This is a genomic window from Providencia sp. PROV040 (genome assembly GCF_032706145.1).
In the GTDB taxonomy this organism is placed as follows: Bacteria; Pseudomonadota; Gammaproteobacteria; order Enterobacterales; family Enterobacteriaceae; genus Providencia; species Providencia hangzhouensis.
This window is the reverse complement of sequence record NZ_CP120530.1, coordinates 2,482,259-2,497,757: the sequence shown is the minus strand read 5'-3', so window position 1 is coordinate 2,497,757 and position 15,499 is coordinate 2,482,259. Positions and strand designations below refer to the sequence as shown.

At 36.8% G+C, this 15,499-nt stretch carries 15 protein-coding genes and 1 pseudogene; 6 read left to right on the top strand and 10 right to left on the bottom strand.

Features of this window, described 5'->3' with window-relative positions; all coding sequences use genetic code 11:
- Window positions 1-8 precede the first annotated feature (8 nt).
- Window positions 9-1,112, top strand: a complete 1,104-nt coding sequence (ddlA, locus tag P3L40_RS11420; RefSeq protein WP_036957745.1) for a D-alanine--D-alanine ligase — start codon at window positions 9-11, stop codon at window positions 1,110-1,112.
- Between the two features lie 47 nt (window positions 1,113-1,159).
- Here the strand turns inward: ddlA and P3L40_RS11415 are convergent, their stop codons facing one another.
- The 5 genes and pseudogenes from P3L40_RS11415 to P3L40_RS11395 form a co-directional block, all read right to left on the bottom strand.
- Entirely contained in the window at window positions 1,160-1,711 is a 552-nt protein-coding gene (locus P3L40_RS11415) for an adenylate kinase (RefSeq protein WP_196731508.1), read from the bottom strand.
- A gap of 117 nt (window positions 1,712-1,828) precedes the next feature.
- The gene (locus P3L40_RS11410) at window positions 1,829-2,602 is read right to left on the bottom strand and encodes a GNAT family N-acetyltransferase (RefSeq protein ID WP_112307091.1); all 774 of its coding nucleotides are present in this window, start codon (window positions 2,600-2,602) and stop codon (window positions 1,829-1,831) included.
- A 3-nt stretch (window positions 2,603-2,605) separates the two neighbouring features.
- Complete coding sequence (locus tag P3L40_RS11405) at window positions 2,606-2,794, bottom strand: FAD-binding oxidoreductase (RefSeq protein ID WP_247605792.1); 189 nt, start codon at window positions 2,792-2,794, stop codon at window positions 2,606-2,608.
- Between the two features lie 186 nt (window positions 2,795-2,980).
- Window positions 2,981-4,141, bottom strand: coding sequence for an MFS transporter (locus P3L40_RS11400; RefSeq protein WP_004254467.1), 1,161 nt, complete (start codon window positions 4,139-4,141; stop codon window positions 2,981-2,983).
- Window positions 4,142-4,154: 13 nt separating this feature from the next.
- Window positions 4,155-4,421 (bottom strand): annotated as a pseudogene (locus P3L40_RS11395) (inositol monophosphatase family protein); the annotation flags it as partial.
- 145 nt (window positions 4,422-4,566) lie between these two features.
- On the opposite strand from P3L40_RS11395, the gene P3L40_RS11390 reads away from it, so the two are divergent.
- Window positions 4,567-5,490, top strand: a complete 924-nt coding sequence (locus P3L40_RS11390; RefSeq protein WP_136134957.1) for an alpha/beta hydrolase — start codon at window positions 4,567-4,569, stop codon at window positions 5,488-5,490.
- 137 nt (window positions 5,491-5,627) lie between these two features.
- Here the strand turns inward: P3L40_RS11390 and P3L40_RS11385 are convergent, their stop codons facing one another.
- Window positions 5,628-6,410, bottom strand: a complete 783-nt coding sequence (locus tag P3L40_RS11385; RefSeq protein WP_210852500.1) for a GNAT family N-acetyltransferase — start codon at window positions 6,408-6,410, stop codon at window positions 5,628-5,630.
- A 184-nt stretch (window positions 6,411-6,594) separates the two neighbouring features.
- On the opposite strand from P3L40_RS11385, the gene yqfB reads away from it, so the two are divergent.
- Window positions 6,595-6,924: a N(4)-acetylcytidine aminohydrolase gene (yqfB, locus tag P3L40_RS11380; protein WP_004254432.1), complete on the top strand. Its 330-nt coding sequence runs from the start codon at window positions 6,595-6,597 to the stop codon at window positions 6,922-6,924.
- Window positions 6,925-7,009: 85 nt separating this feature from the next.
- On the opposite strand, the gene P3L40_RS11375 is transcribed toward yqfB, so the two are convergent.
- From P3L40_RS11375 to P3L40_RS11365, 3 genes are all read right to left on the bottom strand, one after another.
- Window positions 7,010-7,999, bottom strand: coding sequence for a D-cysteine desulfhydrase (locus tag P3L40_RS11375; protein WP_004254429.1), 990 nt, complete (start codon window positions 7,997-7,999; stop codon window positions 7,010-7,012).
- A 15-nt stretch (window positions 8,000-8,014) separates the two neighbouring features.
- Window positions 8,015-9,442 (bottom strand): Na+/H+ antiporter NhaC family protein, encoded by a 1,428-nt coding sequence (locus tag P3L40_RS11370; RefSeq protein WP_004254427.1) that lies wholly within the window; start codon window positions 9,440-9,442, stop codon window positions 8,015-8,017.
- 176 nt (window positions 9,443-9,618) lie between these two features.
- The gene (locus P3L40_RS11365) at window positions 9,619-10,161 is read right to left on the bottom strand and encodes a GNAT family N-acetyltransferase (protein WP_196731505.1); all 543 of its coding nucleotides are present in this window, start codon (window positions 10,159-10,161) and stop codon (window positions 9,619-9,621) included.
- A gap of 88 nt (window positions 10,162-10,249) precedes the next feature.
- Between P3L40_RS11365 and P3L40_RS11360 the strand changes: the two genes are divergently transcribed.
- Together P3L40_RS11360 and ada are read left to right on the top strand one after the other, a co-directional pair.
- Window positions 10,250-11,170, top strand: a complete 921-nt coding sequence (locus tag P3L40_RS11360) for a helix-turn-helix domain-containing protein (protein WP_228677015.1) — start codon at window positions 10,250-10,252, stop codon at window positions 11,168-11,170.
- A gap of 177 nt (window positions 11,171-11,347) precedes the next feature.
- Window positions 11,348-12,424, top strand: coding sequence for a bifunctional DNA-binding transcriptional regulator/O6-methylguanine-DNA methyltransferase Ada (gene ada, locus P3L40_RS11355; protein ID WP_036957739.1), 1,077 nt, complete (start codon window positions 11,348-11,350; stop codon window positions 12,422-12,424).
- Between the two features lie 112 nt (window positions 12,425-12,536).
- On the opposite strand, the gene P3L40_RS11350 is transcribed toward ada, so the two are convergent.
- On the bottom strand, window positions 12,537-13,784 hold the full coding sequence (locus P3L40_RS11350; RefSeq protein ID WP_136134951.1) for an MFS transporter: 1,248 nt from the start codon (window positions 13,782-13,784) through the stop codon (window positions 12,537-12,539).
- A gap of 527 nt (window positions 13,785-14,311) precedes the next feature.
- Here P3L40_RS11350 and P3L40_RS11345 point away from each other — a divergent pair.
- A complete protein-coding gene (locus P3L40_RS11345; RefSeq protein WP_210852502.1) occupies window positions 14,312-15,463 on the top strand; it encodes an MFS transporter in 1,152 nt (383 codons plus the stop codon).
- The last annotated feature ends 36 nt before the right edge of the window (window positions 15,464-15,499 follow it).

Below are 15,499 nucleotides of genomic sequence, written 5' to 3'. Positions count from 1 at the left end.
AGCAAATAATGAGCAAAATACGAGTCGGTGTTATTTTTGGTGGCCGATCAACAGAACATGAAGTTTCACTACAGTCTGCTAAAAATATTATCAATGGGTTAGATCGCAATAAATTTGATGTATGCCTTTTAGGGATTAATAAAGAAGGGCAATGGCATGAATATAACGAATCTGATTTTTTATTGCATGGTGATGATCCCTCTCGTATTGCGTTGAATACGCCTAAGCGAGCTATCGCACTTGTTCCAGGTAAAACAAGCGAACAGTTTATTTCGTTAGAAGATGCTAAGCCATTGCCACAAATCGATGTTATTTTCCCTATTGTTCACGGTAACTTAGGTGAAGACGGCTCGTTACAAGGTTTATTGCGCATGGCGAATTTACCATTTGTCGGTCCGGGGGTTTTAGGTTCCTCTGCCTGTATGGATAAAGACGTTACCAAAAGATTACTTAGAGATGCAGGCTTAAATATTGCTCCGTTTATAACAGTGCTCAAAAATGAGCGCGCAACAACTGAATATGAAGCGACCGTGGCGCAATTAGGTTTACCACTTTTTATTAAACCAGCAAATCAAGGTTCATCTGTCGGGATCAGTAAAGTCAGCACTGAATCAGAATTTTACGCAGCACTGGACTTTGCTTTCTTATTTGATATGAAAGTCCTTATTGAAAGTGCAGTAAAAGGGCGTGAGATTGAATGCGCCGTACTGGGTAATGAAGAACCTCTTGCCAGCCCTTGTGGTGAAATCGTATTACACGATAGTTTCTATGCGTACCACACTAAGTATATTGATGAAAATGGCGCCTCTGTCGTGGCTCCTGCACAGTTAGATGCTGCGGTGAGTGATAAAATACGCGAGATTGCCTTATCCGCGTATCGCGCATTAAATTGCAGTGGAATGTCCCGTGTGGATGTTTTTTTAACGGAAAACAACGACGTGGTCATCAATGAAATCAACACATTGCCTGGCTTTACGAACATCAGTATGTACCCCAAATTATGGCAACAAGCGGGTATGACATACCCGCAATTAATCAGCCGCTTGATTGAGTTAGGAATTGAAAAATTCCAACAAACTGCGATGTTGAAAACGGCATGTGATGAGCTTTAATTGCTGAAAAAATACTATCTCGGTAGTTTTTATGGCTACCGAGATGTTTATTTACCCTGAACTTGAGCTTTCATTTGTTGTAAAAATAAGTTTGTTTCTTTTGGTGAGGTGAGTCGAACAAACTGAATATGGCGTAAGTTGATATTTGCCATATGACTTAGATTTCTTTTCTTATTTGGATAGTAAGTCTTTAATAGCCACAGAATTATCGAATCACGGCTGAAAAAAGCATTTTTCCAACGTTCTTTATTACCTGTATTTGCCCACAACTCTTGCCCTGAACGAATGCGCGACAATGTGCGCGTAATCGACTGATAAAGCGTTCTTGGTAAGGAGTAATCCAGCCATACCACCATATCAACCTCTTTCCATTTAATGGGTTGGGTTCGAGTATAGTTTCCATCAAGAACCCATCCAGATACCGCTTTATCTAATGCAGTGGTGAGTTTCTGGTTAAGCGAATCATCCGAAGAACCTTGCCAATTCGCTAACCAATATAAGCTATCCAATTCGATAGAAGGGACGTTTAACAACAGCGAAAGTTGTTGGCAAAGGGTACTTTTACCGCTACCACTAGTGCCAATAATATTAATTTTCATATGTAAATATTAGATAATTTTGTCATTATGATTAATCTGGAATGACTGAGCTTGGAACCATTGTGTGAACAATGATCCCACTTCAGATAGCTCTACAAATAACATTATGGTTATAAATTATTTGCACCAAACATAATTGATATAGCGAAAGAGAGGTTCAAATCCAAATTTTTTATACAAATCAAATCCCGCTTCAGACGCATCTAGGAAACAGTGTTCTACACCTTGTTGGCGGCAAAATGCTAACGCATAATCAATAAGTTGTGAAGCGTAACCATTACCTTGATGGCTTGGCTCGGTACCAATATCATCAAAACGCGCTAACGTACCTTCGATCGTCACAGTCATGGAGGTCGCTGGTTCACCATTAACGAGTAACACAAGGTGAAACTGCGGGGCGCCTTGTTGTAATGCATCCTCATGATAACGCACATATTCCTGAATAACCTGATCGTGCTCTTCAGACAGGTAAAACGCAGAAACCAGTGGCTTTGCCCACAAAGACAAATCGTGATTGGCTAAGACGATATCGACTTGGTTATCAGGCAGTTCAACTTCATTTTGCTTTACTAAGGTCAGTGCCATTGCAGTCGTGACGCTGTCACGTTTATACCCTAATGACTCAGCCTCAGTTACCACCTGCTGGAGCATCTCTTCGGGGATCACTAAGGTATGGTTTTTCTTCTGTGAAACAAACAGGTTGTGAGCCTGCATAAAGGCGTGACTGGTTGAGTCAGGCTGCAAATAAATGAAGTTAAACGCTGGCGAATTAAGGGGCGTTAAATAGCAAATTGTGTGTTGTGCAATCTGGATACTATGTTCACAAATAGATGTCCAGAATGTTTTTTCAATTGATTGATAATGTCTTAAATAGTACAACGGAATATTCATTTGTCAGTTACCTGATACAAAACGAGTTAATCGATATGGACCTAATGCGGCTTGTTCTATCCCATGCAAGATTTCATCTTGAGCCAATTGGCATATCAAAGGCGCTAGCGTAATCGCAGCGTGCATACTGATAATATATAAACCTTCGAATTCAGCAACTTTTCCGACAATTGGCATCTCATCTTTAGGCATAGGTCGCATTCCTGTGAAAGCGTTTTCAAGATTTAGCGTGTTACTACCTATAAATGAATTTTTAATTGTTGTAAGGGCGTTTTGTGCGATAGCTAACGCGTTGTGTTCAGGCTTATCATCAATATAATCTTCAACACAGAGTATTTTACCTGAACCTGCAAGGGCTGCCTTATGAGATTCAAAAAATCACACACGGATAAAACGAGTCACAAAAGCAATAATAACTAATAATGCAGAAATTAATAATAATGCAGTTGCCAGGGACAGTTGAAAAGCAACAAAACCAATAGCTGCAGGTCCCGCCAAAATACCTAAATAGCCTAAAGTTGAAATTGCAGGTACGGCAAGGGCCTCTGGCATCGTTTTTTGCTTCCCTACAGCAGAAAACATCACCGGTACTATATTAGATGAACCTGCACCGACTAATGCAAAACCCATGATGGCAAATATAAGATGAGGAGATAAAACAGCAATAACAAAACCGAGGCAAGCGAGTAAAGCACCTAAAAATACGACGCGAGAGGAACCGACTCGCATAACAATTTTGTCGCCTAGTAATCGGCCAATCGTCATAGTTGTGGCAAAAGCAGCAAATCCTAAGCCGCCTAAAGTTTCTTCTAATCCATGGTGTTCAATTAAAAATACAGCTCCCCAGTCAAGAACTGCACCTTCAGCAAGAAAAACGGCAAAACAAACAACCCCAATAACCAAAACAATGCCTTTCGGTATAGCGATAAGAGGGCCTGTTGGGGTGTTAGCGTAAGGGATTAAACCGTTATAGCAAATAGCTAATAAAACTACGGCAATAACTGAAACGATGATTGATGCCATTGTCGCGGAAACACCAAGCAACAAGATCAAACTCATGGTACCTGCACCAGCTATCCCCCCGACACTATAAAAACCATGAAAGCCGGACATAATTGGCTTATCAGATGATTTTTCAACAATCACCGCTTGAACATTCATCGCGCAATCTGTTAAGCCAATGAAAATTCCAAATAATAATAAGGCAATGATAATAAAGTTAATTTGCGATAAAGAGGATAAAATGGGGAATAACAAACTAAAGGCGATGGTAGAAAACACCATTAAACGGCGGCAACCAAATTTGGCAGCTAATGCACCAGTTACTGGCATAGCAATAAGTGCTCCTCCACCGAAACATAATAGTAGCATGCCAAGGGTGGCATCATTTGCCCCTGTGTTAAGTTTGACATAAGGAACAATGGCTGCCCAGGCCGCGGTAACAAAACCGGCAATAAAAAAAATAATTCGAGTAGAAACTTGTTCCCTTTTCGCAGGCATAAAGGAAACATGACTATTAACTTGTTGAGTAGATTGCATTTTATAATACTTCTTAAAAGATAAAATTAACTACCTGTATTAAGATAGCCAGAATTTGTTCATGAAGGTTTGGGTAGCCTGTTGCTACAACCGTACCACCAATTTCAGCTCAGCAACCATCTAATGTAGTCACTTTGCCAATAGCACGTTCTATAATAGGGATTAATGGAACAATATCATAAGGTTCCAGTGCGAATTCGACACAAATATCGATTTTACCCGCTGCTAACATTGCCATTGCATAGCATTCTCCCCCATAGCGAGTCATTAATACTTGTTTCTCAAGCGCCATAAAAAAATTGTACAGGTCTAAACCGTATATCTATATTTAATCTTGTTTTACGAGGGAATTTTAGGCGCTATTTGTTATAAAAAACTCAATATAATATTGTCGAAAGGTCCTTATAGAACATGATGAGTGTGCAATGAAACTAAAAATTACGCCTTTGTTGTTTTCAATTTATCCATTAAGTGTATTTGCACAGAATTTACCTGTGAGTATGCAAACTATGCACTTTGCAGGCAAAGATATAAATTATTATTTAATCCAAAAACAAGCCAAAAAATCAAAGGATTTATTAGTTTTATTACAAGGCTCAGATTGTAAAAGCGTCATTAATAACCCCAATATGTTGAAAAATTTCGGGGTTGTATTTCCTCATAATGATATTTTATTAGTTGAAAAAACAGGATTAAACAGCCAAGTGGGGGTTAATGGCGAAGAAGCTTCAGAAGAAGAATGTCCTGTTGACTACATGTCGAAAGACTCGCCATTAGAACGCGCCAATAATTATGTAGCAGTATTAAAGCAATTAAAAAATGATTACCAACACATAGTGCTATTAGGCGGAAGTGAAGGTGCGCTGGTAACTAATTTAATTGTTGCACAAGAAAACTTTATTACCGCATCCTTTGCATTGAATGTTGGCGGCCAATACTTCATTAATGATGTTCTATATAGTATTGAAAATAATACACCTAAAAAAGAAGAAATTGCTAACTCAAAGGAAGGTTTTAAACAATTTGCAGAAGCGGTAAAACAAAAGCAATTAAATAACGACCAATTTGTCAGCGGCCATGGCTCGAAATGGTGGTATGAGATGCTCACCATTGACAATTTAAAACTTATCCAGTCAGTTAAAACCCCACATTTGGTGATACAAACGATGGCGGATACCAACGTGGATGCTCATGGTACAGATAATATGATGAAACAAGTTCGTAATACCCATGTTAGTTACCGTTCTTATGAAGATTTAGACCATTATTTCAAAGATAAAGATGGGCAGTTGCACACTGAACAAATTGTGACAGATATTCAGCATTGGTACCAAACGGTGACAAAATAAATATACTGGGAGTTATCATTATATTAATCCCCATGATTGTGTCACTAGGTGTAGTTTTGCGATTAGTGATTACATTAAACCTTATTTTTTTAGGTAAAGTAAAATGCATCTTGATTATTAAGATGCATTCAATAAAATCACTCCGAAATATAGCTGTAGTAATTAAAAATAGGTTCAAAACCCAGTTTTTTGTAGATAGATAACCCTTCACTGGATGACTCCAATACACACTGTTTAATCCCTTGTTGATGGCAAAGGTATAGCGCATGTTTAATAAGTGAAGTCGCGAGCCCTTTACCTTGGTATTGAATATCAGTACCAATATCATCAAGTCGAGCTGTTTCATTATTAAATGTCATAGTTAAGGTTGAGACTGGTTGCTGATCTGCAAATAAGACTAAATGCACCATATTAGTTTGTTTATCAAGTGCTCTTTGGTGATAACGAATATACTCGTCAGTAACAGTTGAGTCACTTTCATCTGTATCAGAATCGACATGGAATGCTGTAATTAACGGCTGAGCCCAATCTTCGAGTCGATCATTACTCTGTATTATCTGAAAATCAGTATTAAGCGGTGGTGGTGAATTGTATTGAGACAGAGCCCCTTGTGGCAAAATCATTGCGGTTGATTCACCATCAAAGACTAATCTCCGTGTTATTATTTTTGACTCAAATAGTGAAAGTATTTGGTCATGAACAACCAGTGCATAAGGCTTAGCTTGTTGTTTGAATAGCGCTTCGGCCTTCTCGTAATCTGAAATGAGTGTGCCTTGGTGGAGGTAAATATAATTAAATATAGGCAATGGTAGCTCAGAAAAATAAGCACTAGTTTGGTTGCTAATTTTCACCGTATTTGCACATATCGCAGACCAAAAATAGTATTCTTGTTGATAGAACAAATTTTCATTGTTATCCATTATGTGTACTCAGTTTATAGACGTAGATAATCTTTTTATGGCCTGATTGTATATAAAACGGAATGATCGCTATAGTGTTCGTATAATTGAAAGCACAAAAAGAACCATTTTATTGCAATTTATTGGATTTATAAGAAAATAGGTCTTCCTAGAAAAGAGATTGTATAAAAATAAGAGAATTATTATGAATAACGCACCAGACACGATAACCTTTTTTGAGCGTTTACTTCCATTGGTGGTTTCCGGTAAAAAAATTATCACTATTCGTGATAAAAGCGAGAGCCATTATGTTCCTGGGAGTATTGTGAAGGTATACGCGCTGGAAACAGGTGAATATTATACTGATATTAAAATATTGTCGGTAGAGCCCATTTCTTATGATGACATTTCTGAATACCATGCTAAACAAGAAGCCATGAGCCTAGAGACGTTGAAAGCGCTTATCAAAGAGATTTACCCAAACGAGCAATATTTATACGTGATCACTTACCAATTATTGGATAGTACAGACTAATCAACAATAATAAAGAGGGAAGTCGAGTATTTTAGCTTTACAAAGGAAGATAAAAGGGCAATCTGGCCCTTTTATCTGATGATGATTACTTAATTGTTTGGCTAATATCTGAGTAAGCAAATAATGCTTGGGCTCCACCCGTATGAATAAACAGAACGGGAGTTTTTTCTTCAGAGCTTTCCAAGTAGTCAATTAACCCAGCCATGGCTTTACCGGTATAAACTGGGTCTAATAAAATACCTTCTTGCCGCGCTAATAAGTTGATTGCGGCGAGGCCTTTTTGGTTTGGCATTCCATACATGGGAGCAAAAAAGTTATCCCATAATTGTACTTCAGGTGTTTTAGCTAGACCCAACCATTGAGCCAGTTCGGATTGCAATTTTTCAACTTTAGGGGCTTGGTCTTGTTGCTTTCGTGACACTGTCACGCCAATTACTTGGCTCTGTGGTAGTAATTCTTGTAAACCAATGGCAAGCCCTGCATGGGTTCCAGCACTTCCTGAAGCAACAATAATTTTATCAAATTCAATATGTTCTGGTTTCTGTTGAGCTATCTCAATAGCGCATTGGACATAGCCTAAAGCACCTAATGTATTTGACCCACCCACAGGGACAATATAGGCATCTTTAAGAGAAAGTGTTTTAATTAGCGCTTCCATTTGGGATTGTGGGTCGGTTAATTCATCACACATCACACAACGGGTGGCAAATAAGTCAGTTAATAATTTATTACCATTATGCAGAAAGTTAGGGTTATCACTTTTAATTGGATTTTCTAATAACGCAACGCATTCAAGCCCATACATGGCAGCAACAGCTGCAGTTTGGCGGACATGGTTTGATTGAATTGCCCCCGCGGTAACAATAATTTTTGCTTTTTTGGCTAATGCATCAGCCATTAAAAATTCTAGTTTACGCAGTTTATTTCCCCCCATAGCAAGGGGAGTCATATCATCACGTTTTATATAAATCTCACGACCAAACTTATGCGATAAATTATTCAATCGATTAAGTGGAGTTGACGAGTTAAGTAAATCTATTTTTGCGTACTGTGTTAGTTGTTGTTGGATAGACATCTAAACTCCCAATAATTAATAAGAAAAACCAAGGTAAAGGTAAATAGCAAGAACAATACTGGCAGTTACTAACGCATAAGGCATTTGAGTACGAATATGCTCAATATGTTCGCAGTCTGTCGCCATTGAAGCAACAATAGCATCCGCAGAAATTGGGGAGGTCATATCGCCAAATATTGAGCCAGAAATTGCTGCACCAATCATATATTCAACAGGCATTCCTACAGATAAACCTAATTGAACCCCGATAGGTATCATTATCGCGAAAGTTCCCCAAGAGGTGCCTGTTGCTAAAGACATAATGGCGCTAATTATAAAGATAAATCCAATAGAAAAACCTGGGGCCATAACTCCTTGAGTGACTTCAGCAATATAGGCTCCCGTGTTTAACTCAGCAGAGACATTTCCCATCAAGAACGCTAAGATCATAATTGAGCTGATTTTTAGCATATTGGCGTAGCCGATAAATAATTCTTTAAAGAATTCATCAATATTTAGTAACCGCCGACCGATAAACCAACAGAAAGATACCACAGTACCAAACATGACTCCCCAATATACGGATGTCGAACCACTTCCTTTGCTAAAGTCACCGTCACCAGTGATATATAGTGCGATAGGGACCATTAACACCGTAGATAAAATAGGAATAAAGAAGTTTAATGAAGAATGAGCGTTAGGGTGATCAATAATCTCTTCTTCATTATCTTGGCTTTGTAACTGGGAAATATTCCCCTCAATAAAATTTTGTTGATATTTATCTTCAGCTTTTTTCATGGGACCCCATGAAATATTGGTAAATACATAGAATAGGATAGTTATAATAGATAACCATGCCATTAAATTGTAACCAATCGAAGTAATTAAAATATCAAAGGGCTCGCCTTGAATCAGACCTTGGGAAATTTGTACCCCGATTAATCCCATTATTACTGCACCCCAACCATTGATGATGGCGGAGGAACAAACAGAAACACATGCTGTTTGGATAATATAGGACATTTTTTCAGGAGCAACACCATATTGTCGTGCTAGATTTTTAGTTGAGGCGCCAGCGACTAATTGGTTAATTGAGCTTTCAATAAAAATAAGAGAAGTAATGATAATGGCAAGAAACTGGGTAGATTTACGGTTTTTAATCAGTTTTGTCTTATTGGTTAGTAGCTGAACTAATGCTCGAACTCCGCCTGTCACAACAACAAGCCTCATTATCCCTCCGATCATGACCATAAAGACAATTGTTCGCGTATTCCCTGCAGATGAAAATGTATCAATAATACCATCAACGGTACCTTGCACACCTAATAATAGGTTGTGATCGTTAATGACAGTAAAACCAACGAATATTCCTAGCATTAATGAAAGCATGACTTGGCGAGTTAATATCGCCAAAATTATAGTCACAATGGGAGTGATAACGGTCCAAATACCATAGTCCTGCATGTGTTTACCTGTGATCCTAGTGAAAGTATGAATTTTATAATTATTGAAAAATCATAGCATTAATAGGAACACGGTAGAATAATTTTATTCATCATTGAAATGAGTTGTGACAATAAATTAATAAGAAAAAGGCCAAACAGATAAATGCTGGCCACATGTATAGATAGAATCAAATATTACTGTCGAGCCTGCCACTCTTTAGCGGTTATTTTACTAATATCTTCTGTCTTAGTTTCACCAATTAATTCAATAAATTGTGGTTCAAGAGTTGCATAGTATTTGAAGCCGCATTTTTCTTGGGCAATTTTAGATTGCTCGTTACCTTGAAAGTAACCACACCATAAATTATCTAATTTCAAATTAGTGAATGCATGGTACATGATGGCGTTAATTGACTCTGGTATAAGGCCTTTACCCCAGAACGGTACACCAATCCAATAACTGACTTCTGCATCATTTTCCCCAATGGGAAAATTACTTTCATGGCTAAATGATAATCCAATCAGGCCAATAGCTTGGTTTTCATTTTTTAACGTTACCGCGTAAATTTCATCTCGCATAAAAATATTCTTGATGATAGAAAGACTCTCTTCTACATTTTTGTGAGCAGGCCAACCTGCGATAGGGCCAATTCTTTCATCTTTTGCATAGAAATATAAATCAGCGGCATCTGTTTCTTGCCAAGGACGCAATACTAACCTATTTGTTGCAAGTACCATTTTCTAATCTCCCCCGTTATGGTATCCCTTAATTTGAAGGCTATTTTAGGTATTTATGAAAATAGAATAAGGGCATAACTTGTACATTATGGGTACTTATGACAACTTTTTTGTTATGATTGCGTTATATGAAGCAAATCAAAACACAACAATCATGCAGCATTTAAAAAATTATCAAATTGATTTACCTGAAGCCATTCGGATTGGTGAAAGTAATATGGATGAGATGCAATTTAAACCGATTAAAACGTCTTATGTGGCGGTTTGTGTATGCAAGCAAGGATATGGAGTCTTCAATATTAATTTCAAACGGCATCTGATACGCAAAAACGATATTATCATTTTATACGATGATTCTTTTGCAATGCTGCAAGCCAAATCACGTAAATTTCGTTTGGAATATTGGTTGATTGATAAAAATCTAGCAACAGAAATTGCCTATGTATTACCAAATCAATTATTTGCTTTTTTTAATGATTTTCCTGTTATTTCAATGCCATTAGAAAAAGTCGCATTGTTTGAAAGCTGGAGATATATTCTTTTAGCTATAGTGTCTAATTGGGCTAAATATGGGGTATTACAATTAAAAAACCATTTACAAAATTTATTTTTAGAAATCAGTAATCATGCACAACACATTTCTATAAAAACAGAAAATAAAAGCCGCCAAGAGCAGCTGTGTTGGCGTTTTTGGGACTTAATTACAACTCACTGTAAGCAGCATAAAGAAGTGAAATTTTATGCTGAACAATTGTCTATTACACCATTCTACTTGTCCAAAATTAGTCAAAATTTTTTTAATGACCCACCAAAAGTATTAATAGATAGGCAAGTTATTTTAGAAATAAAAGCATTATTAGAAATTGGTAATTTATCCATTAAGCAAATTGCTGATGAATTAAATTTTGAAGATACATCTTATTTATGCCGTTACTTTAAACGGCATACAGGAATGACGTTAACAGGATTTAAAAAACGCATTGCACAAAAAGAGCTGAAAAACAAATAATACTAATGCGATTCAATTTTTGTTGAGTACTTTTTATAAACGCAATAACACATTGGAATTCATGTAATTATGGCATTGTGCTGGACGGATAAAGCTAGAATTAAAAAGCAATGTTCGGAGTTTTTTAGGGCTGAAGTTTGTCATAATTAATGTAATTAACCAGCGAAGGGCGACATGATGATAACTAAAAATTTGTGGAAAACGCCAGAACAGAGGTGGCAAGCGGTGGTTGAAAGGAATAAATCCGCAGATGGTCATTTTGTTTACGGTGTAAGAACCTCTGCTATTTATTGCCATCCATCTGCGGCGGGGCGTTTACCAAATAGAGATAATGTTGAGTTTTTCGATAATGAACAGCAAGCTATTGAACAAGGCTACTGTGCTGGAAAACGCTTTCGGACAGAAACGTCACAATTAACCCAATTTTATCAAGAACAAATTGAAAAGGCTTGTCGTTATATTGAGCAGCAGGAACAAACGGTGAGCTTGGCAGAGTTAGCTGATTATATTGGTATGAGTCGCTATCATTTACACCGTTTATTTAAAGCACAGACAGGGTTAACACCAAAGGCATATGCGGATGCATTTCGCCATAAAACATTGCAGCAACAGCTTCAAGAAAAAAAACGAATTACGGATGCTATTTATGATGCAGGTTATCAATCAAATAGTCGCTTTTATGAAGCCTCATCTCAACGACTAGGCATGACGCCGAGTGAATGGAAATCAGGAGGAAGAGGCAGTAAAATTTATTTTGCTCTTGCGGTTTGCTCGTTGGGAACATTATTAGTTGCACAAAGTCCGATAGGGGTTTGCGCCATTTTGTTAGGGGATGACCCTGAGCAGTTATTGAATAATTTACAGGATAAATTCCCGAACGCAGAGCTCATTGGAGGAAATGACGACTTTGAACAACTAGTCGCTCAAGTGGTGGGTTTTATTGAGGCGCCTGAAATTGGTTTAAATTTACCATTAGACATTCAAGGTACTGCATTTCAACAACGCGTCTGGCAAGCTTTACGTAATATCCCAGTTGGGGAAACAAAGAGTTACAGTGATATTGCAGAAAAAATTGGCCAGCCTAGTGCAGTCAGAGCGGTAGCTAATGCCTGTGGTGCAAATATGTTAGCGGTAGCAATACCGTGCCACCGTGTTGTTAGGAGTAATGGTGATCTTTCTGGTTACCGTTGGGGTATTGACCGAAAACAAGCGTTATTGCTAAAAGAGGCGAAGTATAAGGCAGATAATAATTAAATTGCACTAAAAATGAAGAGTAACCCTAATATGATTATTTCAAAATCACACATTTGAAATAATATAACCCCCTTATTCTGTATATATGACTCATGAATAAGGGGAATACGAGTCATTGAATGGCAGTTTTCGGTTGACTATTTTTAGGATAGAACAAGTAAATGACATAGAGAAGTGTAAAACTCGCAGTGTAGCCGGTAAAGATCATCCAGAAAGTTTTCCAATCCACCACACCATTGACCGTATTAAGTTCGATAACCCATCCACATAATACCGCGCCTAAAAATGTGCCAAAACCGTTCACTAATGTGGTGAATACACCTTGTGCTGTTGAACGAAATTCGGGGGCAATTTCTTTTTCTAAGAATAGTGCTCCCGCGATATTAAAGAAATCAAATGCACAGCCGTATACAACCATGGATAAAAATAAAGCGATAGTACCAATCACAGTGAAATCACCGTAAGCAAATAAACCTAATCGTAAAATCCACGCGATCATACTCATAAATAGGATAGCTTCAATTTTGAATTTTTTGAGTAATAGCGGTAAAAGCAAAATAAATATAATTTCTGAAAATTGCGATATTGATAAAAAGATTGTGGGATATTCAGAAAAAACCGAGCCTCTAGCTTCAGGCATTAATGCCATATCTTGTAAAAAGGGAACGCCAAAGGTATTGGTAATTTGTAAAACAGAGCCTAATAACATGGCAAAGAATAGAAATACTGCAACTCGTCCTTTTTTAAAGAGAAAAATAATATTTTGACAACTAAAACTGGGTTTTTCTTCTTTTCTCTCAATTTTACAGCTCTGTGTTGAAATAAAGAAAATAGAAAAAATACTGAGTACAATCGATGCAATAGCACCAATATATAATTGATAAAAACTCATTTCCAATTTTAATAAGCTAATTGTCCACATAGCGACAATAAAGCCTAAGGTACCGTAAACGCGTATTTTAGGAAAATAAACATCAGAATCGAGCTTTTCAGCGCTCAACATTTCAAAAACAATACTATTACAAACAGAAATAGTCGGCATATAAAACATTAGATGAACTAATGTCACAATAAATAGTAGGGTTATTGAATCACTATGAGCCATTACGATTAGAAATACAGCAGAAATGATATGTGACGTAGTGTATACAAGTTTTCTGTTATTAATTTTATCTGCAATAAATCCGATGATAATCGGTGAGCATAAGGCTGAGATACCTAATGTACTAAAAATTAAGCCGATTTCACCGCCTTTGAAATGTAATGTATTGAAGAGGTAAGATGCAAAAGTAACTAGCCATGATCCCCAGATAAAAAATTGTAGAAATGAAACGAATTTAAGCCGAGTGATAATATTCATGTTTATATACCTTCCGTTAGCCTAAACATGCTTTAATGTGATTATTAAATAAACTATTCTATTGATTTAATAACCAAATATGGAAGCAACTATCATGTTATTGTTTGTACATTATAAAATAGATAATGAGAGTTTTTTTTGACATAGAAGTGGCTAATAGTCGATTAATAGCAGGAATTAGTGTATTTGAATGGGTAATATTACGTATTAAATGCATAGGAACAAGGAAATCAGGTAGTAATTATTTTTGCTAAATTTAAGATGATGGAATATTTGTTAATATATATTTAACTTTGCAGGAATCTCTTGAATTTAATTAAAAATTAAGATTTAATAGACCTCTATTCGCTCTTATCTTCCAGTTTGTTACCTTAATTAATCATCTCAATACTTCCAGTATTTAAACGTTACTTACAACTAGCTACTCACTGCCAAAAAACTTCCCTAATTTTTTTAAAATCAAACCATATCGATACCAATCATAAGCACTGATTGGATAATGCAATATATATCAAAACGAGAAAACTATGACTTCTACTCATTACTTACTGCTTTTGTCGGCAGTAGCGGTATACCTTGTTGGTACCGCAGAATTTATGTTGTCGGCTATTTTATCGCCGTTAGCAACGGTATTTCATGTTCAAGCTGACCAAATTACGTGGTTGGTATCGGCTTATGCGTTGGCCTATACCTTGGCAGCTCCTATTATTGGTTTTTTATCAGATAGAATTGATAGACGAAAAATTGTGCTTATGGCTCTTTTGCTATTATCACTCGATAGTTTAGTCATTATTTTTTCACCTAATCTATTGACTGCACTTGTTTTAAGGGGCTTAGGAGGATTGGCTTCTGCTGCACTTGTTCCCGTTATCTTCGCACTTATTGCTGATGTAATTAGTGAAAGTAAACAAGCTACAGCAATGGGGAGTATTATGGTGGGAATGACTGTCGGTATTATTACGGGGCCAATTATTGCAGGGATATTAGTCCAGTATTTTGCTTGGTACGCCCCTTTTATTTATACTGCGATAGGGTGCTTAGTCGTATTCATTATAGGGCTATTTACACTGCCGCACTCTCAAAAAACTGTCGGAAAAAAATTATCTTTTAAAGCGATTAAACATGTAGGTATTACCAGACTCATATTAGCGAAAGGTTTATGGAATGGGGTATCAGTTTGTATATTCTTGCTTGCAGGTGAAATATTAAGGCAACGATCCCACTTAGAAAGTGCGGAGGTTGGTAGCTTAATGGGATTATTTGGGATGGGATTATTATTTGGCAATGGCTTAGTTGCAAAAATTGAAAAAATTAAAGTATCAAATAATACAAAACTCGTGGTTATTATTTTAATAATCATAGTAACGATTATCTTATTTCTTAGTGGATGGCTTTCGTTAATTGGTCATGGATTATGCTTAACTGTTATTGGTGGGATGTTAGGATTGGCCTCTCCGATAAGCACCGCAATGTTAGCAAGGCAAAGTGCAGAGAATAAAGGTTTTGTCTTGTCTATATCCGAGAGTGTTAACAACTTGATTTTATTATCTGCATTACCAATATTTTCTTTACTCATTTCGAAAAATTATCTTAAGGTTTCTATAATCATGACTATTGTATTATTGAGTTCAGCTATTTGTTTAGTTTTACCGATAAGACAGAGAATAAAAAGGCAGTAGATTGGTCATTTTTCTCCACCGAAAATGTTTTTCAGT